General features: G+C 56.5%; 15 protein-coding genes. 6 read left to right on the top strand and 9 right to left on the bottom strand.

The window, feature by feature from the left end; genetic code table 11:
- Nucleotides 1-43: 43 nt before the first annotated feature.
- The 3 genes from AC2TAD_RS14260 to AC2TAD_RS14250 form a co-directional block, all read right to left on the bottom strand.
- The gene (locus AC2TAD_RS14260) at nucleotides 44-2,203 is read right to left on the bottom strand and encodes a Tex family protein (RefSeq protein ID WP_480868437.1); all 2,160 of its coding nucleotides are present in this window, start codon (nucleotides 2,201-2,203) and stop codon (nucleotides 44-46) included.
- Between the two features lie 65 nt (nucleotides 2,204-2,268).
- Nucleotides 2,269-3,291 carry an Ldh family oxidoreductase gene (locus AC2TAD_RS14255; RefSeq protein WP_480868436.1) on the bottom strand — a complete coding sequence of 341 codons (1,023 nt, stop codon included), beginning with the start codon at nucleotides 3,289-3,291 and terminating at the stop codon, nucleotides 2,269-2,271.
- Between the two features lie 75 nt (nucleotides 3,292-3,366).
- On the bottom strand, nucleotides 3,367-4,314 hold the full coding sequence (locus AC2TAD_RS14250; RefSeq protein ID WP_170754268.1) for a c-type cytochrome: 948 nt from the start codon (nucleotides 4,312-4,314) through the stop codon (nucleotides 3,367-3,369).
- A 48-nt stretch (nucleotides 4,315-4,362) separates the two neighbouring features.
- Between AC2TAD_RS14250 and AC2TAD_RS14245 the strand changes: the two genes are divergently transcribed.
- Genes AC2TAD_RS14245 through AC2TAD_RS14235 form a run of 3 tightly spaced genes read left to right on the top strand, consistent with a single transcriptional unit; the run spans nucleotide 4,363 to nucleotide 6,809 of the window.
- The gene (locus tag AC2TAD_RS14245) at nucleotides 4,363-4,935 is read left to right on the top strand and encodes an RNA polymerase sigma factor (protein ID WP_331251810.1); all 573 of its coding nucleotides are present in this window, start codon (nucleotides 4,363-4,365) and stop codon (nucleotides 4,933-4,935) included.
- Nucleotides 4,932-5,678 (top strand): anti-sigma factor, encoded by a 747-nt coding sequence (locus tag AC2TAD_RS14240; RefSeq protein WP_480868433.1) that lies wholly within the window; start codon nucleotides 4,932-4,934, stop codon nucleotides 5,676-5,678. The genes AC2TAD_RS14245 and AC2TAD_RS14240 overlap by 4 nt, the downstream gene beginning before the upstream one ends.
- 57 nt (nucleotides 5,679-5,735) lie before the next feature.
- Nucleotides 5,736-6,809 (top strand): helix-turn-helix domain-containing protein, encoded by a 1,074-nt coding sequence (locus AC2TAD_RS14235; protein WP_170754265.1) that lies wholly within the window; start codon nucleotides 5,736-5,738, stop codon nucleotides 6,807-6,809.
- Here AC2TAD_RS14235 and AC2TAD_RS14230 read toward each other — a convergent pair.
- Nucleotides 6,782-7,672 carry a LysR family transcriptional regulator gene (locus tag AC2TAD_RS14230; protein ID WP_170754263.1) on the bottom strand — a complete coding sequence of 297 codons (891 nt, stop codon included), beginning with the start codon at nucleotides 7,670-7,672 and terminating at the stop codon, nucleotides 6,782-6,784. The genes AC2TAD_RS14235 and AC2TAD_RS14230 overlap by 28 nt on opposite strands.
- Before the next feature lie 104 nt (nucleotides 7,673-7,776).
- Between AC2TAD_RS14230 and AC2TAD_RS14225 the strand changes: the two genes are divergently transcribed.
- Nucleotides 7,777-8,661: a phytanoyl-CoA dioxygenase family protein gene (locus AC2TAD_RS14225; protein WP_480868431.1), complete on the top strand. Its 885-nt coding sequence runs from the start codon at nucleotides 7,777-7,779 to the stop codon at nucleotides 8,659-8,661.
- An 8-nt stretch (nucleotides 8,662-8,669) separates the two neighbouring features.
- Here AC2TAD_RS14225 and AC2TAD_RS14220 read toward each other — a convergent pair whose 3' ends face one another.
- On the bottom strand, nucleotides 8,670-9,974 hold the full coding sequence (locus tag AC2TAD_RS14220) for a UDP-glucose dehydrogenase family protein (protein ID WP_170355198.1): 1,305 nt from the start codon (nucleotides 9,972-9,974) through the stop codon (nucleotides 8,670-8,672).
- 158 nt (nucleotides 9,975-10,132) lie between these two features.
- On the opposite strand from AC2TAD_RS14220, the gene gmd reads away from it, so the two are divergent.
- Both gmd and fcl read left to right on the top strand, forming a co-directional pair.
- Nucleotides 10,133-11,257, top strand: a complete 1,125-nt coding sequence (gene gmd, locus AC2TAD_RS14215) for a GDP-mannose 4,6-dehydratase (protein WP_170754257.1) — start codon at nucleotides 10,133-10,135, stop codon at nucleotides 11,255-11,257.
- Between the two features lie 10 nt (nucleotides 11,258-11,267).
- Entirely contained in the window at nucleotides 11,268-12,245 is a 978-nt protein-coding gene (gene fcl / locus AC2TAD_RS14210) for a GDP-L-fucose synthase (RefSeq protein WP_480868429.1), read from the top strand.
- Between the two features lie 23 nt (nucleotides 12,246-12,268).
- On the opposite strand, the gene AC2TAD_RS14205 is transcribed toward fcl, so the two are convergent.
- From AC2TAD_RS14205 to AC2TAD_RS14190, 4 genes are all read right to left on the bottom strand, one after another.
- Entirely contained in the window at nucleotides 12,269-13,345 is a 1,077-nt protein-coding gene (locus AC2TAD_RS14205) for a DUF2793 domain-containing protein (protein WP_480868428.1), read from the bottom strand.
- Nucleotides 13,346-13,534: 189 nt separating this feature from the next.
- Nucleotides 13,535-14,428 carry a UTP--glucose-1-phosphate uridylyltransferase GalU gene (galU, locus tag AC2TAD_RS14200; RefSeq protein ID WP_170355194.1) on the bottom strand — a complete coding sequence of 298 codons (894 nt, stop codon included), beginning with the start codon at nucleotides 14,426-14,428 and terminating at the stop codon, nucleotides 13,535-13,537.
- Between the two features lie 308 nt (nucleotides 14,429-14,736).
- Nucleotides 14,737-16,542 (bottom strand): ABC transporter ATP-binding protein, encoded by a 1,806-nt coding sequence (locus AC2TAD_RS14195; RefSeq protein ID WP_480868426.1) that lies wholly within the window; start codon nucleotides 16,540-16,542, stop codon nucleotides 14,737-14,739.
- 1 nt (nucleotide 16,543) lies between these two features.
- The gene (locus tag AC2TAD_RS14190) at nucleotides 16,544-17,473 is read right to left on the bottom strand and encodes an ABC transporter permease subunit (RefSeq protein ID WP_170355192.1); all 930 of its coding nucleotides are present in this window, start codon (nucleotides 17,471-17,473) and stop codon (nucleotides 16,544-16,546) included.
- Between the last annotated feature and the right edge of the window lie 8 nt (nucleotides 17,474-17,481).

Raw genomic sequence — 17,481 nt, 5'->3', positions numbered from 1 at the left:
GGCTGAATTGCCGGGGTTTTTTGCTTGTGCAGCGTACCCAAGGCTATCCCTTTTTCTTGCGCATGCTCAAACCAATGCGTTTGCGCTTGGTGTCCACATCGACGACGGCCACTTTGACAATCTGGCCGGTTTTGACCACGTCATGGGGATTTTTGACAAACCTGTCGGTCAACTGGCTGACATGCACCAGCCCGTCCTGATGAACACCGATATCAACAAACGCGCCGAAGGCGGCGACGTTGGTCACGGTGCCTTCCAGAACCATTCCGGGCTTTAGATCGGAAATCTCCTCGACACCTTCGCGGAAAGTCGCTGTTACAAAACTTGGACGCGGGTCGCGCCCGGGTTTTTCAAGCTCGGCAAAGATGTCTTGGACAGTCGGAAGGCCAAATCTGGCATCGACGAATTGCTGCGGTTTCAGTCGTTTCAGGGCCTGTTCATCCCCCATGATTTGCCGAATGTCTCGCCCGCAGGCAGAAACGATGCGCCGGGCTACGTCGTAGGATTCGGGATGCACCGAGGATGCATCCAGGGGCTCTTTGCCGTCCCGGATGCGCAGAAACCCTGCGGATTGTTCATAGGCGCGTGGTCCCAACCGCGCGACGTCCAAAAGTTCGGACCGCGTGGCGAACGGGCCGTTGATGTCACGATGTGACACGATGGCTTCGGCAAGGCCAGGCCCCAGGCCCGAGACGTGTGAAAGGAGCGGAGCAGACGCGGTATTCAGGTCCACCCCGACGGCGTTCACGACATCTTCGACGGCGGATGCCAGCGACTGCGATAACCGGTGCTGATCCACATCGTGCTGATATTGGCCCACTCCGATTGATTTGGGTTCGATCTTGACCAGCTCGGCCAACGGATCTTGCAGGCGCCGTGCGATTGAAACAGCGCCGCGCAGTGACACATCCAGATCGGGAAACTCACGCGCCGCGAGTTCCGAGGCCGAGTATACCGAAGCGCCCGCCTCGGAAACCACCACCTTGGTGGGCGCTTTCACTGACTTGGGCAGCAGTTTCAACGTGTCGGCGACCATCTTCTCAGTTTCGCGGCTTGCTGTGCCGTTGCCGATCGCGATCAACTCGATCTGATGCGCTTCGATCATAGCCAGAATGCTTGTCTGCGTGGCCTTCAGGTCGTTTTTCGGTTGAAACGGATACAGCGTGGTGGTGGCGATGACTTTGCCGGTTGGGTCGACAACAGCCGCCTTCACACCGGTACGAATGCCGGGGTCCAATCCCAGCGTTGCCTTGGCACCTGCTGGCGCGGAAAACAGCAAATCCTTGAGGTTATTCGAGAACACCTGAATTGCGTCATCCTGCGCCCTGCTGCGCAGATCGGCCATCAATTCAACCATAAGGGACAGGGACAGTTTAACCCGCCACGTCCAACCCGCCACCTTGCGAAGCCACACGTCTCCGGGTGCATCGCTGCGCGTCTGCAAACACGCAGCAACGATGGCCTCGGCGTGCGCCACTCCTGTCTCGGGTTCAGGCGCGATATCAAGTGTAACAATACCATCCTTGGACGCGCGCAGCATCGCCAACGCGCGATGAGAGGGCGTATTCGCCCAAAGCTCGACATGCTCAAAATAGTCGCTGAACTTGGCACCCTCCTTTTGTTTGCCGTCGATGACTTTGGACGTCAGATACGCTTCGCGTTGCATGAAGCCGCGTAAATCGCCAAGCAAGTTCGCATCTTCGGTCAATCGCTCGGCGATGATGTCACGCGCGCCGTTCAAGGCATCTTTGGTGGTGGGCACGGCTTCGGTTACATAGCGCTCGGCCAGTGCCTCTGGTTTGGCCGAGCGGTTTGTCAGGATCGTATCGGCCAGCGGCTCCAACCCGTTTTCGCGCGCGATCATGGCTTTGGTGCGGCGCTTGGGCTTGTAAGGCAGGTAGATGTCTTCCAGCTGCGCCTTTGTGTCCGCCCGAGTAATGGACTTGACAAGATCGTCGGTCAGTTTGCCCTGATCCTTAATCGAGCCCAGAATCGTTTCGCGCCGCGCTTCAAGTTCGCGCAGATAGGTCAGCCGGTCAGACAGCGTGCGCAGTTGAGTGTCGTTCAATCCACCGGTTGCCTCTTTGCGGTACCGCGCGACAAAGGGAACGGTGGCTCCTTCGTCCAGCAATTTCACCGCAGCACCGACCTGTTCGGGGCGGGCGCTGATCTCTGTGGCGATGGTGCGGGCGATGCGGTCCAAGGGGGCCTCCTGAATATTATCCGGAGGACCTACTTAGCCAGCCATATGCCGAAGGGAAAGAGGCCTTACACCTGAGCGGCTAGCGCCTGCAAATCGTCGTGCAGCGTTTTGGCAATTTCGACGTAACCACGTTCAGTGTTGCGGGCCCTTGCGGCAAAGCGCCTTTGCGAGGGCAGGCGTGCGCCCTGACCGATGATATCGGCGAACAAACGCTCGGCGCGGCTATCATTTGCGGCCAAACGGCCACCGCTGAACTGGGCCGGATCAAAAGCAAGAATGATCTCGCCGTGATAGGGCGCGCCGCCCGCGCCTTCGGCGTATTCCATGCTTTCAAGGCTGGTCAAATCGTCGATCAGAGGGCCTGCCATCAGCTCGATCATGATCGACAGGGCCGAGCCCTTATAGCCGCCAAAGGTCAGCATCGCGCCCTCCATCGCCGCCTGTGGATCGGTCGTGGGTTGGCCGTCCTTGTCGATGGCCACACCCTCGGGCAGGGGCTTGCCCGCGCGTCGATAGAGTTCAATTTCACCGCGGGCAAAGGCACTGGTGGCAAAGTCGAAGGTAAACGGGTCTTGCCCCTGACGCGGCCAACTGAAGGCCAGCGGATTGGTGCCGAGGCTACCGCGCGTGCCCCCCGCAGGGGCGACCCAGGAATGGCTGGGCACCATCGCCATCGCGGCCAGGCCAACCGCAGACAAGCGCTCGACCTCGGGCCAGAGCGCCGAGAAGTGAAAGCAGCGGTTGATCGCCATGGCGGCAATGCCGTGGGTTCGCGTCTTCTCGATCAGTACCGGCAGCGCCTGTTCGAAGGCCAGCAAGGACATGCCGTCCTGCGCATCCACCCGAACGATGGCATTGTCCGAATGTTCCAACACCGGCGCGACACGCCCATCGATCTTGCCCGCTTTCATGGTGTCGTTGCACATGAACAGGCGGAACAACCCGTGAGACTGGCAATCGTCGATTTGACAGGTCGCAAGCATCCCTGCAATTGCGTTAGCGTGGTCCGTTCCAAAACCGGATTTCGTCAAGATGTTGAGGCTAAGGGCCTTAATCTCGTCCAGTTCCAGTTTGACCGTCTCGTTCATGCCCCGCCCCTGCGCTGTCATTTGGTTATGACAGGCATAGCGCGGCGGGGCAGGTGAGGGAAACGGTTTTGAGCCTTAGCTCTGCGCCTCGTCCTGCAAATAGGCAATCACGTTGGTGATGTCTTCCTCTTTCTTCAGGCCGGGGAACTGCATTTTGTTGCCGGGCAGGGCCCCTTTGGGGTCAGCCAAAAAGGCAGCCAGAGTTTCAGGGTTCCAGACCAGCCCTGACGCCTTCAGAGCATCCGAGTATTTGAACCCTTCCGCTTGTGCTGCTTGTGCACCGACGATTCCGTACAATGACGGTCCAACGCCATTCTTGCCTTCTTTGATTTGATGGCAGGCTTTGCATTTGCGGTAGACTTTCTTACCGGCTTTAATGTCGCCTTCCACCGCAGCGACGGCGACCGGGGTTGCAGCGGCAGCGGGTGTTGCCTCGGCTTTGTTTTCATCCATGTTGAAGAACAAGCGCGCAGTGACTGGTACGGTGCGGGTGATGCCGGGCAGGCTGGCCAGTTCCATCAGCTTGTCGACACCTGCATTCACGCCTGCGTCTTCGGTGCTGATAAACACCATGTCATTGGTTGACACCATAACCGACGTCTCGGATACGCGGACAACGAACATTTCTGCCTCGAATTCCACGTCTGTCCCCACCAGCGTAAGTACCGCTTCGACGTCAATTACCGCGGTTTCGCCTACTCCAAGCGCCTTGACCTCGGCCATGTCAAACTCGGCCTTCAGGGCGGCAGTGCCCGCTTTGCGGAAGACGTGCTCGATCATCCGCTCGTTACGGATGTCGATATTCGTTTCGACCGACGACAGATCGATTTCGATCTCGGCCTTGCCATCTGGACCCACGTGACCGGAAAGGTTGGTGAAGGAATTGACCTCGCCCACGGTATCTTTCTTGATGGTACCATACGCCAAATGAGAGTTTTCAGGCGACAGGGTCCAATGCTCGGCCAGTACTGGCGTTGCAACAATTGCCGACGCAATCGTGACTGCTTTCAACAGAAGTTTCATTTCTTTCCTCCACGGGTTATGTCAATTCTGACCAGGCGGGCCCGGCTCGTGAATGTCAAACACACACAGGTCACTATTTATTCAATGGTTGGTGCAATTAGTTCCGAACAAGCCGTACGCGGCGCGATACAGACGCATTCAAAACGCGTCTGGCGGTTTGGGCTGGCCTTGTCCGGCGCCTCCGACGTAGCCGACGATTTATTGCAATCCACTTGCCTTCGCGCGCTCGAGCGCCATCATCAAGTGACATCACATGACCGGTTGGACAGTTGGCTGATGACGATCTGCCGCTCGATCTGGCTGAATGAAGTCCGGGCGCGCTCGGTTCGGAAGGCGCAGGCGCTGTCGGTCACACCCGAAGCAGAATTAATTTCGCCTGAAGCTGACTCGGAAACGAATATTTTCGCAGCTGAGGTGTTTACTCAAGTGATGCACCTGCCTGAAGCGCAGCGGGAAACGGTCATGCTTGTGTTCGTTGAGGGCTATAGCTACCGCGAAGCGGCTGCGATGCTGGATGTGCCGATTGGAACCATTATGAGCCGGTTGTCTAACGCCCGGCAGAAACTTAAAACCGTGATGCAGCTAAGTGCTGCAGACGCCGTTCGACGGAGTGGCAAATGAAGTTTTCCGATGAGACGCTGATAGCGTATCTGGAAGGCACAGTGGATGACGACCAGGCAACCGCGATTGAACACGCGGTCGAGGACGACCCTGAGCTCGAGGCGCGCCTTATGGCGCTGGACCCGTTCGCACCTATGGTGCAGGCGGTATTTGAAAAGGTGCCCGCCGAGGCGCCGAAAGTTGAGCTGCCAGAGCCGCAGCCGGTGGAATCTTCGCATTCTTCAGGCGGACCGTGGCGCCTGATGGCCGTTGCGGCTTCGGTGGCAGTTGTCGCTGTGTCAGCAACGTTCTGGACAACCCGGCCTGAACCTCTGGGTTGGGCGCAGCAGGCGGCGATCTATCAGTCGCTTTATGTACCAGACACGATTGCGTCGCTGGACAACTCGGAACAGGCGCTGAAAATGCAGTTCGATTTGGCAGAGGCAGAGCTGGGACGGTCCTTGAACCGCGAAACGCTTGAAGCTTTGCCAGGAATGGAACTGAAACGCGCGCAGGTTTTGTCATTCAATGGCAAACCGCTGGTTCAGGTGGTATTTGCCGACGAACAAGGCCAACCCTTCGCCTTTTGTATCATCCGACAAGGTGAGGGTGCCCCCAGTAAGGACGTCAATCTTGCCGAGCTTAGCGGTCTGGCAACGGCGACATGGTCCGAAGGTGGCTATGGTTATATGCTGATTGGCAGCAATCCGCAGACACCTCTGGAAGGGCAGCTGGATATTCTGACCTCAAGTTTCGCCAGCTGATCAATCTGCTGCAGAAACGCCTTGTGAACTGGTGGAAATACCCGAAATATGCCGGGTATGACCACTAAACCTGTCAGGCCAGACCCGGAAGACGACGACTCGCTGGGGCCGCGCAGCATCTATGATGCTGATCCGCCAGAGGAAGACGATCTGTGGTTTCTGCCCGCCGACGCCGAGATTGACGAAGATTTTCTGCCACCGGGCCCGAAGGCCGATCGCAGAACACTGTTCGACTTCAGGGATTGGCGGGCCGCGCAGGCCGAACTCTCCTATGAACTGGCGGATCTTGCGGCAAGTTTCGGGGCTCTGGACGAGAGACTACGAGCGGGTCCAGAGGGATGGACGCATCGGTTGGCACTGATGGATGTTTCAGACCTAGGTTGGTGGACCGGTGACCGGATTGGCGTTGATCGTCTGGCGCTGTGGACAGGGTTGCGGATCGGATCGACCGGAGATGACGTTCAGGCGTTGTTTCGGGCAGGTTGGGCCGTCAGACGCCTGACAACCGGAGCTGGCCCGGCCGAGGGTGGCTGGACCACTGGATTGACCGCATTTCTTGATCGTATGGCGCTTGACATGGACGAGGTCCCCGAGGCGATTGCTGATTTGGCGGACGTGATGGACAGGGTTGCAAGCCTGCACCCGGTTACGCAAGCAGCGATTGCATTCCACGCATGGCGCGCTCTGTCTCAGGGCATGGGACAAGACACAGAGGCTGCGGTCATTGCCGCCCGACACGCGGCAACGATGGGCCGGGGAGGCGCCCTTTTCATGCCGGTTGCACTGTCTGGACCGGGTGCTTTACGTGGGGTTGGAGAGGTCAACGATAAGCTAAGTGCATGGATCAAGGGGTTAGGTCAGGCCGTTTTGGCTGCATTGCTTCACTTGGACCGTGTCAGCGCGTGGGAACTCCGTGCTCGGGATCTGACGTCCGATCTGAGTGGGAAAACCCCGCCAATGCTGGTTGATGTGCTAGCCGCGTGGCCAATGGTTTCGGTTCCTTTGGCTGAAGAATTGACCAAGGCGTCACGAGCGACCGCGCAGCGTAACATTGACCTTTTCACGTCGCGCGGTTTGATCCGCGAGGTGACAGGGCAGGGACGTTACCGTGTCTGGACCGCAGCACTGTAATCCATGATCCAGTTGCGAAAGTCGCGGGCGGGAGGTCGCAAAGCAGATTTGGACGGGTAAATCAGGTGATAGGCTTCTTGCCCCGCAACGTCGATGCCGGGCAGGCAGGGCACAAGGCCCGACAGGGCCATGACCCGGTCAGATGCAGGGGCACGCGCCAAGGCAATACCGCCTCGGTTGGCGGATAGCTCAGCCGCCATTATGGAATTGTCGGCAAAGAAAAACCGGGCCCGCCCAGCTGGAAGGCGCAGTGTTTCGAACAGATGAAGCCAGCTGGCGCGATGGGTTGAAACTTCGATGAGGGTGAACTGAAACAGGTCCTCAGGGCTATGGATGCGATCCGCGATATCTGGCGGAGCGACGGGGTAAAGGCGTTCGCGCAACAATTCGTCGCCCTCAGTGCCGAAAAGTGTCGGGTTTCCGAAAACGATTTGAAGATCGGTAAATCGATTGGCAAAGTCTGCCGTCAGATTACCGGTCGTCAAAGACAGGTTGATCCTGGGGTACAGGTCCTGAAACGTTGGCAACCCGCTGGCCAGAATACCATGCGCAAACAAAAGCACCGACTGAACGTACAAGCGTTGCCCGCGCGTTTCGCCAAAAAGACCCGTGGTCGACGTTTCCAGCATCAAAAGCGATTGCTGGACCGAAGGCAAATAGGCGCGACCTGCCTCGGTCAGTGTCACAGAGTGGGCATGGCGATGGAACAGGGGCGTTCCCAGTTGATTTTCCAGGGCTTTGACTTGCTGACTGACGGCGGCTGAAGACATGTTCAACTGCCCAGCCGCGCGCGCAAAGCTTTCGGTGCGGGCCGCAGCCTCGAAGACACGAAGCCAATTGAGGGATGGGATGCGGGACGACATGAATTCAGGCTAAGCTCAACTTATCCTCACGGGCAAGACACAACATTCTGCCTTACTTCGGATAACGTCTAAGCTTTGAAGACATGCCTGAGAAGGAGACACGCATGTCTGCATTGAATTCCGCGCCGATTGGCAGTCTGACGCCTGAGCAGATAGAAAGCTATTGGGAGGACGGATATCTTTACCCGCTCACTACGTTTTCGGAACAGGAAACGTCCGAGATCAGGGCAGAGTTCGAACAGATCGAGAAAGACTGGCTTGGCGCAGATCTTCCGCTACCCCTGAATACCTATAAACGGGTCAACGCACATCTTGTTATGCCGCTGGCAGCGCGTGTTGCAACGGACCCTCGGGTGCTGGATATCGTTCAGGGTATTCTGGGGCCGGATATCATGGTTTGGTCGGCCGAGTTTTTTGTTAAGGAACCGCACACCCGCCAAACAGTCGGTATGCATCAGGATCTGACCTATTGGGGGATGGGCGAAACGCCGGATCAGGTGACCGCGTGGATCGCGCTGTCTCCTGCAACGTGTGACAGCGGATGTATGGATTTCGTAAGCGCCAGCCACAAGAACCCGATCCTTCCGCATAACGACACCTATTCGGATACGAATTTATTGTCGCGCGGGCAGGAGATCGCGGTAGAGGTCGCGGATGAGGATAAAACCCATATCGAGCTGGCACCGGGTCAGATGTCGCTGCACCACGGGTTGACCATCCACGGCTCCGGACCAAACCGCTCGGATGACCGGCGGATTGGTCTGGCCATCCGCTATCTGAACCCGAATGCAAAGCAATTGGTGGCCGAACGCGATTATGCCCTGTTGGCACGGGGCGAAGATACGCAAAGCAATTTCGTGCCGGTACCTGCGCCAGAAACGCTGTTTTCACCCGAGGCGTTGGCGCTTTACGAGCAGGTACGGCAAGATCAGAGCAAGGCCCTGGCCGAGGGAGCAGACAGTTCTGTGCCGCTGTACGCCAATTCTTAAAGCGGCGGTCAGCGGCCCACACCGATATAGGTTTCGAATCCCGATTTCCGGGCAGCCGATTTCGAATAGATGTTTCGTAGATCCACCATCCGGGGGGACTTCATTGAACGTGCCATGTCCGACAGGTTCAGGGCGCGGAACTCATTCCATTCGGTCAGCAATACGACCGCATCCGCATCGGTGGTTGCGGTATAAGGGTCGTCGCACCATTCCACGCCCGGCAACAAGGCTAATCCTTCGGCCCGACCCTGCGGATCCACAACCCGAACCGTTGCGCCTCCGCCGATCAGTGCGGGGACAATGGTCAACGACGGGGCATCACGCATATCATCTGTGTTGGGTTTGAACGTAACACCCAGAACCGCGATGGTCTTACCGTTGAAGCTGTCATCGCATACGTCGCGAATTTTCTCGATCATGCGGTGTTTGACGCCGTCATTCACGCGCATAACCGTTTCGGTGATCTGCATCGGATAAGCGTGTTCCTGACCAATCCTCGCCAAAGCAGCGGTATCTTTAGGAAAGCATGAGCCACCATAACCCGGACCAGCATGCAGGAACTTGTTGCCGATACGACCATCCAGACCAATGCCGCGCGCGACTTCTTTGACATCACCGCCCACACGTTCGCACAGGCCGGCGATTTCGTTGATGAAAGTAATCTTGGTCGCAAGAAACGCGTTTGCCGCGTATTTTATCATCTCGGCGCTTTCCAGATCCGTCGTCAGGATAGGGAAGTCTCGCAGATAAAGCGGCCGGTAAATCTCGGCCATAACTTCGGCGGCGCGGTCGCTTTCAACGCCAACGACAACGCGATCGGGGCGCATGAAATCGTCAATCGCCGCCCCTTCGCGCAGGAATTCAGGATTTGAAGCGACGTCAAAATCTGCATCCGCATTGGCCTCAAGAACAGCCTCGTGCACCTTTCTGTTGGTGCCGACGGGCACGGTCGATTTGGTGACGATCACGGTGTAGTCGGTGACCGACTGAGCAATCTCTTGCGCGGCGGCCATCACGTAGGTCAGATCAGCGTGCCCGTCGCCGCGCCGGGTTGGGGTTCCAACGGCAATGAAAACTGCGTCTGCACCGTCCACGGCAGCAGCCAGATCGGTCGTGAAACTCAACCGCCCCGCTGCTACATTCTTGGCCATCAGGACATCAAGTCCCGGTTCGTAGATGGGAACTTGGCCGGCTTGCAACATCTCGATTTTCTTTTCGGCTTTGTCGACGCAAATAACGTCATGGCCAAAATCCGAGAAGCAAACGCCCGACACAAGGCCAACATAACCTGTGCCGATCATCGCTATCCGCATTTTTCAATGTCCTTCAACAAAAGACTGTTTAACGCGCGCCAGCATTTCGCAAAGTTCAACGGGTTTCAATGCCGTTTCCTGCCGCCGGGTTGCATTCTGGGTGTTCTTGCTGTTTCTGAGAGTCCTACCAGCCAGATTGAGTTTTGTGGAACGAGACAATGACAAAAACTGCTTTAATAACCGGCATTACAGGGCAAGACGGATCGTATCTGGCCGAGTTTCTCTTGGAGAAAGGGTATGAAGTTCACGGAATCAAGCGCCGCGCCTCGTCGTTTAATACGCAACGCATTGATCATATCTACCAGGATCCGCACGATCCGAACCCTCAACTCCACTTGCACTATGGTGATCTCAGCGACACGTCCAACCTGACTCGAATCATTCAGGAAGTTCAGCCGGATGAGGTCTATAACCTCGGCGCGCAATCCCATGTTGCCGTCAGCTTTGAATCGCCGGAATACACAGCGGATGTCGATGCGATTGGGACGCTGCGATTGCTGGAAGCGATACGGTTTTTAGGCCTGGAAAAGAAGACACGTTTCTATCAGGCGTCCACTTCCGAGTTATATGGCTTGGTGCAGGAAATTCCTCAGAAAGAAACCACACCGTTCCACCCCCGGTCCCCATATGCCGTGGCCAAACTTTATTCATACTGGATTACTGTGAATTACCGTGAGGCGTACGGGATGTATGCGTGCAACGGAATTCTGTTCAACCACGAAAGCCCGCGCCGGGGTGAAACCTTCGTGACGCGGAAAATAACACGGGGTCTTGCGAATATTGCGCAGGGGCTTGAGGAGTGCCTGTACATGGGCAACATCGACAGTCTGCGCGATTGGGGGCACGCGAAAGACTATGTGCGGATGCAATGGCTAATGCTGCAGCAGGATGCGCCAGAAGACTTCGTTATCGCGACAGGCGTACAGTACTCCGTCCGTCAGTTTATCGAGTGGTCGGCTGCGGAACTGGGTGTTACGCTGGAGTTCTCGGGTGAAGGCGTTCAGGAAGTTGCGACTGTCAAAGCGGTCAAGGGCGAAAATGCGCCCGCGCTTAAGCCCGGGGACGTCGTCATGCGTATCGATCCGCAATACTTCCGGCCCGCCGAGGTCGAGACCCTGTTGGGCGACCCTTCGAAGGCCAAAACCAAACTTGGATGGGTGCCGGAACTGACCGTTCAGGAAATGTGTTCTGAAATGGTAAGCGAAGACCTCAAGACCGCCAAACGTCATGCCTTGCTGAAAGAGCACGGCTTCGATTTGCCAGTAAGCCTGGAAAATGGCTGAGGTGGGCGCAATGCGGAAAATCTATGTTGCCGGTCATCGTGGTATGGTCGGTGCGGCCATACTACGGCAGTTGCAAGATCGTGGGGCGGCAGGTGAGGCACTGACCATTGTAACCCGCACTCATGCGGAACTGGATTTGACTGATCAGTCCGCAGTTCGGCACTTCATGGAGACCGAACGGCCCGATGTTGTCGTTTTGGCGGCAGCCAAGGTCGGAGGTATTCACGCGAACAATACATACCCGGCAGATTTCATTTACGAAAACCTGATGATCGAATGCAACGTTATCCATCAGGCGTTTTCAGTGGGAGTCCAGCGCCTGCTGCAACTTGGCAGCTCATGCATCTATCCCAAGGCTGTACCGCAACCGATGCGAGAAGATGCTCTGCTGACTGGAGTGCTTGAGCCGACAAATGAGCCGTACGCAGTTGCCAAGATTGCAGGTATCAAGCTGTGCGAAAGCTACAACCGGCAGCACGGCGTTGACTATCGCTCAGTTATGCCAACCAATCTGTACGGCCCAGGTGATAACTTTCACCCTGAAAACAGCCATGTTCTGCCGGCTTTGATCCGTCGTTTTCACGAAGCCAAGCGGGACGGTCTGGACGAGGTGGTCATCTGGGGAACCGGTAAGCCTCGCCGAGAGTTTCTGCACGTAGACGATATGGCCAAAGCGTCTCTGTTTGTGCTCGATCTGCCACGCGATGTTTATGAAGCCAACACAGAACCCATGCTGAGCCATATCAACGTCGGCTGTGGCGAGGATATCTCGATCGCGGAGCTTGCAACTCTGGTGGCCCGCACGGTGGGTTACACCGGGCGGATCACTCAGGATGTCAGCAAACCAGATGGCACAATGCGTAAGCTCATGGATGTGTCACGATTGGCGGATATGGGTTGGCGTGCGCGGATCACCTTGCAAGACGGCATCCACGAAACCTATGCGTGGTTTCTGGAACAGTCAGATGCTGAATTGCGGGCAAAGTAAAGCTCAGATCACAAAACCTCTGATCAGAACCAGCGTCCTGTGGCGGTTGCGGTCGGAGCGACAGGCGCAGGGTCAGAAACCGTTGATAGTACTTGGTAGGACACATTTGTGGCTGCCGGCGCATCAAACCCGACAAATCGCGAGACCGATCCACCGCTGCCGCTTAGGGCAGGTTTGGTCCCAGAGGCAAAGGCAATTGGAAAGGTCCAACTGTTTTGCCCGCTTGAAAAAATCGCGCCTTCGCCGATGGTGCAGCCTACTGCGCTCAGATTGACTGTACAGATTTGAGTGCCGTCTGCGAAACGAACAAATTCACCATTTGCGTTCGAGCCCCGCTCGATCACTGCGCCTGTCGGCGTGCCTGATGTTTGTGACACAGATCCCAGCACGTTGCCGGGGCTATAGCCAAAATCCGCCCGCATCAAACGACCCGCAGTTACGTCCGAAGCACTGCTTTGAATCGCTGCACCAGTTGCAATTGCAGTTGTCGGATCGAAAACAAGGGCATCTGTCCATGTGTTCCCATCTGCCGAAACCTTGATTGAAAAACCAGTTGAGCCTGCCAGTCCCATTTCGGCGTGACCGGTCCAGTTGGACTGAAACAAAAGCGAAGCGGTATCCCCCGCGCTTGCCTTGTTGATCTTTAACTGGTGGCTATTGCCCTCATGGCTTAGCAATGTGGCAGAAGAACGAACCGAGAGGCGGTTTGTTGCGTCCCAGGTCGTTGCGACGCCTATCCCGTCCAGATTCTGCGTTGCCCCTGCCGGCACAACCCAATTCGAGCCTGTCCAGACTTTCACACGCCCGGCGCTGATGTCCCACGCTCTCCAGCCAATATCTGGCGCTACAAAGTGCCACGCATTATCCAACCATGCCGCAAGCATGTTTTCCTGACCTGACCATTCACCAATCGGAGCTTCACCTACGGCATGAACTTCACCCTGCGCTGGGGCCACTGGTGGGTTTGATGCATCGGTTGCCACGACGCTTAATTGAACAATCACATCCAGTTGCCTTAAGGCTTCGTTATGAGTGACGTGCTTTTGTGCTTGCGAGGGTTGAATGAATGGTAAATCCAAGCGGGGTGAAACTTGTGGCATTGGGGCGTGTCCTCCTGAAGATGCTGGTCCGACAATTGATTTGCGCGCCAAACTGCCATCAAATGGATGAATTCACGCTAAGCGGGCAGAACGCGTCCAAAAGGAAGTGGTAAGTTTTCTGTCATGTTGCCCGAAAAAGAAAAGGCACCCAAAACCGGGTGCCTTTGTACTGAGATTATGGGGCGGAAATTATTGGGCTGCTTGGTCAGTCGCCATCGTATCGTGCAGATATTCCCGCAGGTCGTCGCGCAGATCGGGTCGGGCCAATGCAAAAGCCACGGTTGCTTGTAGAAATCCAGCCTTCGAGCCGCAGTCGAAACGTTGTCCTTCGAACTTGTGCCCAAATACCGGCACACCATTCCCGATATCCTCGGCAATCGCGTCCGTCAGCTGAATCTCACCACCGCTGCCTTTTTTCTTCTGGTTCAGATTATACAGAACCGATGGGCCCAGAATGTAGCGACCGATCACTGCGAGGTTTGAAGGCGCCTCATCCGGTTTGGGCTTTTCCACCATGCCACGAGCCCGGACAACTTGTCCGATATTCTCACCTACGTCCAAAACACCATAGGAGCTGGTTTTTTCTTGGGGAACCTCCATCGCAGCCACCATGTTTCCGCCGGTTTCCTCATAGGCTTCGACCATTTGCTGCAAGCATGGTTTGTCCGCGGCGATGACGTCATCAGGCAACATGACGGCAAAGGGCTCATCCCCGATCAATCGGCGAGCACACCACACAGCATGGCCCAGCCCCAAGGCTTTGTGCTGCCTGATATACGCGATTGCGCCACTTTCCATGTTGGTTTCATCCAGCACTTCAAGCAGCTCGTCTTTGCCCTTGGCCTTGAGTTCTTGCTCCAGAATATGGTTGTGATCAAAATAGTCCTCAAGCGCGGATTTGCCGCGCGATGTGACAAAGATGAATTCCTTGATGCCAGCCGCACGCGCTTCGTCAATTGCGTATTGGACCAGCGGACGATCGACCAGAGTCATAATCTCTTTGGGGACGGATTTCGTCGCAGGCAGAAAGCGGGTACCCAGTCCCGCAACCGGGAAAATCGCTTTGGTAACCTTGCGTACCATTGTACCTCTCAGTTTTTAAAATTTGCACCGAAGTCCAGAGGCTTCGGAACGTTGTATTAGGCCGTGAACCCGGAATGTTCAATGACCTCGCGGAGACCGCTAGGGAAACAGGAGAAATCGTGCCATCCCAATACAGGGAAGTCAAAACGATCCATTGTCACATGCGAATGAAACCTTACCTTTCGTGCTATATTAGGAAACTAATTTATATTTTAGAGTGAGATAGTTTCCAAAAAAGCGCCTAATCGATGGAAAAACAGGCAGGTTGGTTAATACCTCAAAGCCAGAATCTGGCTTTGAGGTTTGTACTATGCATTGGCCACAATGCTTTCTAGTGGATCATGTTCCGCAACGAAGTGATCGGGCTTAATTTCGTTAAGTTGCGGGACATAGTCCTCTTGGCCAGCGAACAGGCGACTGGGGAGAAACCGCAGGGCAGCCTTCGGATCCATCGGCGAGGGAAGCTCACCGGGGATTTTCAGCCTTTGGCGGCTCCGTTCCACATCTGGGTCAGGGATCGGAACAGCCGATATCAGAGACTTGGTATAGGGATGGATCGGATCAGAGCAGATCACCTCGCCATCCCCCAGCTCCACGATCCGACCCAGGTACAACACCATGATCCGGTTCGACACGGCACGTACTACCGACAGATCGTGGCTGATGAAGATCATCGAAAGGCCGAACTCCTGCTGCAACTCGCGCAGCAATTCAACGATCTGCGCCTGAATGGACACGTCCAAGGCCGAGACCGCCTCGTCGCAGATGATCAGCTTGGGTTTGTTGATCATCGCGCGCGCGATGCCGACCCGTTGGTTCTGACCGCCTGACAACTCGTGCGGATAACGGTTGATCATGTTGGCGTTTAAGCCCACACGCTCCATCATTTCGCTGACCATCTGCTTGCGCTCGCGGTCCGTCAGATCAGGGCGGTAGGTCTTGAGCGGCTCGGCGATCGAAGCCGAGATTGTCATGCGCGGATCGAGGCTGGCCAATGGGTCTTGAAAGACGATCTGCAAGTCCTTGCGGTACTTGTTCAGCTCGGCGCGTTTGAGACCCACAATAGGATGGCCCAACCAGCTGACATTTCCGCCACTGGGTTCTATCAGTTGCAACACGGCGCGCGCCAGCGTGGACTTGCCGCAGCCGGATTCGCCCACAACGCCCAGAGTTTCACCCTTGCGGATGTCAAAGCTTACGCCATCGACGGCTTTGAGTGGCACTTTGCGCCCGAACAGCCCGCCTTTGACGTTGATCGGGAAATGCACCTTGACGTCATCGACCTTGAGCAGCGGTTCTTCGACCTTCTCCAACGCCTTGGGCGCATCGCCCGCATCAATGCGTGGCATCGCCTCGAGAAGGGTGCGGGTATAGTCGTGCTGCGGGTTGCGGAAAATTTCGCGGGTGTCTCCGGCCTCAACAAATTCGCCCATGCGCATGACTTGAATGCGGTCGCACATACGAGCGACTACGCCCATATCATGGGTGATCAGGGCAATCGCGGTGCCTTCGTCCTTTTGCAGGCGCACCATCAGGTCAAGAATGTCGGCCTGAACGGTCACATCCAGCGCCGTGGTCGGCTCATCCGCGATCAGCAGTTTGGGGTTGCACAGCATCGACATGGCGATCATCACGCGCTGACGCATCCCGCCCGACAGCTCGTGCGGGTATTGATCCAGCCGCCGCGCGGCTTCGGGGATGCGGACGCGGTTCAGCCAGTCCAGACAGCGAGCCCGCGCTTTGGAACCCTGCAGCCCCTCATGCACCTGAAGAACCTCGCGCATTTGCTGGCCGATGCGCAGATGCGGGGTCAGCGCGGTCAATGGGTCCTGAAAGATCATGCCCACGTCTGAGCCACGGATCTTGTTCAGGCGGTTGATGGGCAGGTTCAGGACTTCGGTGCCGTTCAATTTGGCTGACCCAAGCGCCCGACCAGCAGGTGGCAGCAAGCCCATCGCCGCCATGAAGGTTTGGCTTTTGCCCGACCCGCTTTCACCCACGATGCCAAGGCATTCGCCGGGGTTGATGTCGAAACTGATGCCTTTGACGGCCTCGACCACGCCATCGGGCGTGTCGAACTGGACCTTCAGGTCTTTTACGGAAAACAGACTCATATCAGCGATCCTTTGGGTCCAGAGCGTCACGCAAACCATCCCCGATGAAGAACATCGTGATGATGATGGCGACGTAGAATGTCAGCGGGAACATCAATTGCCACAGGGTGCCATACCCCATGGTTCCCGCCCCTTCCGCGATCAGACGTCCAAGCGAGGTGTAAGGTTCTGAAATCCCCAGCCCAAGGAACGAGATAAAGCTCTCGGTCAGGATCATTTCAGGCACCAGAAGCGAGGCATAGACGATCACCACGCCCAGCAAGTTGGGCAGGATATGGCGGTACATGATCGTGAATTCGCTGACGCCTGCGGCGCGGGCGGCCTCGATAAACTCACGGTTTTTCAGGGTCAGGGTTTGACCCCGTACGATCCGCGCCATGGTCAGCCAGCCGACCGCGCCAAGTGCGATGAACAGCATGAAGAAGGATCGACCTGCCACGACTAGCAGCAGAATAATCACCAGAGTTGCCGGGATCGCCAGCAAGATGTCGACAAAGCGCATCATGACGCTGTCAGTCCGGCCACCGATATAGCCTGCGGCGATACCATAGCAGGTGCCCACGATTAGCGCCGTGGCCGCCCCGATCAGACCGACTAACAGCGATGTGGTGGTGGCCTGTATGACGCGGCTGTACAGATCGCGCCCTAGATCATCGACGCCAAAAAAATGCCCCGTCTCAACCGAGGGCATCCCCATGCCACGAACGTCACCCATGACGTTCCAGTCGATCTCTTCATTGTTCCAGACCGCGAAATAGGGACCGATGATGGTGAACAGAACGATCAGCGCTAGAATGACTAGGCTGGCCATCGCAGCCTTATTGCGCACAAAACGCATCCGCGCGTCCTGCCACAGTGAACGCCCCTGAATGACCGTGTAATCGGTGATATCTTCGGCCAGGTGGGCGGCTTTTTGAGATTTTCCAAGCATGGTTCGCC

The sequence above is a fragment of the Ruegeria sp. HKCCD7628 genome (assembly GCF_057221005.1).
The sequence above is the reverse complement of the archived record's forward strand: the minus strand, read 5'-3'. Positions and strand labels throughout refer to the sequence as shown.

Excerpts from the sequence above, each read along its gene's own strand:
- AC2TAD_RS14255 (WP_480868436.1), bottom strand. The coding sequence starts at position 3,291 with ATGAACGAGACGGTCAAACTGGAACTGGACGAGATTAAGGCCCTTAGC.
- AC2TAD_RS14250 (WP_170754268.1), bottom strand. The coding sequence starts at position 4,314 with ATGAAACTTCTGTTGAAAGCAGTCACGATTGCGTCGGCAATTGTTGCA.
- AC2TAD_RS14240 (WP_480868433.1), top strand. The coding sequence starts at position 4,932 with ATGAAGTTTTCCGATGAGACGCTGATAGCGTATCTGGAAGGCACAGTG.
- AC2TAD_RS14235 (WP_170754265.1), top strand. The coding sequence starts at position 5,736 with ATGACCACTAAACCTGTCAGGCCAGACCCGGAAGACGACGACTCGCTG.
- AC2TAD_RS14230 (WP_170754263.1), bottom strand. The coding sequence starts at position 7,672 with ATGTCGTCCCGCATCCCATCCCTCAATTGGCTTCGTGTCTTCGAGGCT.
- AC2TAD_RS14225 (WP_480868431.1), top strand. The coding sequence starts at position 7,777 with ATGTCTGCATTGAATTCCGCGCCGATTGGCAGTCTGACGCCTGAGCAG.
- AC2TAD_RS14220 (WP_170355198.1), bottom strand. The coding sequence starts at position 9,974 with ATGCGGATAGCGATGATCGGCACAGGTTATGTTGGCCTTGTGTCGGGC.
- gmd (WP_170754257.1), top strand. The coding sequence starts at position 10,133 with ATGACAAAAACTGCTTTAATAACCGGCATTACAGGGCAAGACGGATCG.
- fcl (WP_480868429.1), top strand. The coding sequence starts at position 11,268 with ATGCGGAAAATCTATGTTGCCGGTCATCGTGGTATGGTCGGTGCGGCC.
- AC2TAD_RS14205 (WP_480868428.1), bottom strand. The coding sequence starts at position 13,345 with ATGCCACAAGTTTCACCCCGCTTGGATTTACCATTCATTCAACCCTCG.
- galU (WP_170355194.1), bottom strand. The coding sequence starts at position 14,428 with ATGGTACGCAAGGTTACCAAAGCGATTTTCCCGGTTGCGGGACTGGGT.
- AC2TAD_RS14195 (WP_480868426.1), bottom strand. The coding sequence starts at position 16,542 with ATGAGTCTGTTTTCCGTAAAAGACCTGAAGGTCCAGTTCGACACGCCC.
- AC2TAD_RS14190 (WP_170355192.1), bottom strand. The coding sequence starts at position 17,473 with ATGCTTGGAAAATCTCAAAAAGCCGCCCACCTGGCCGAAGATATCACC.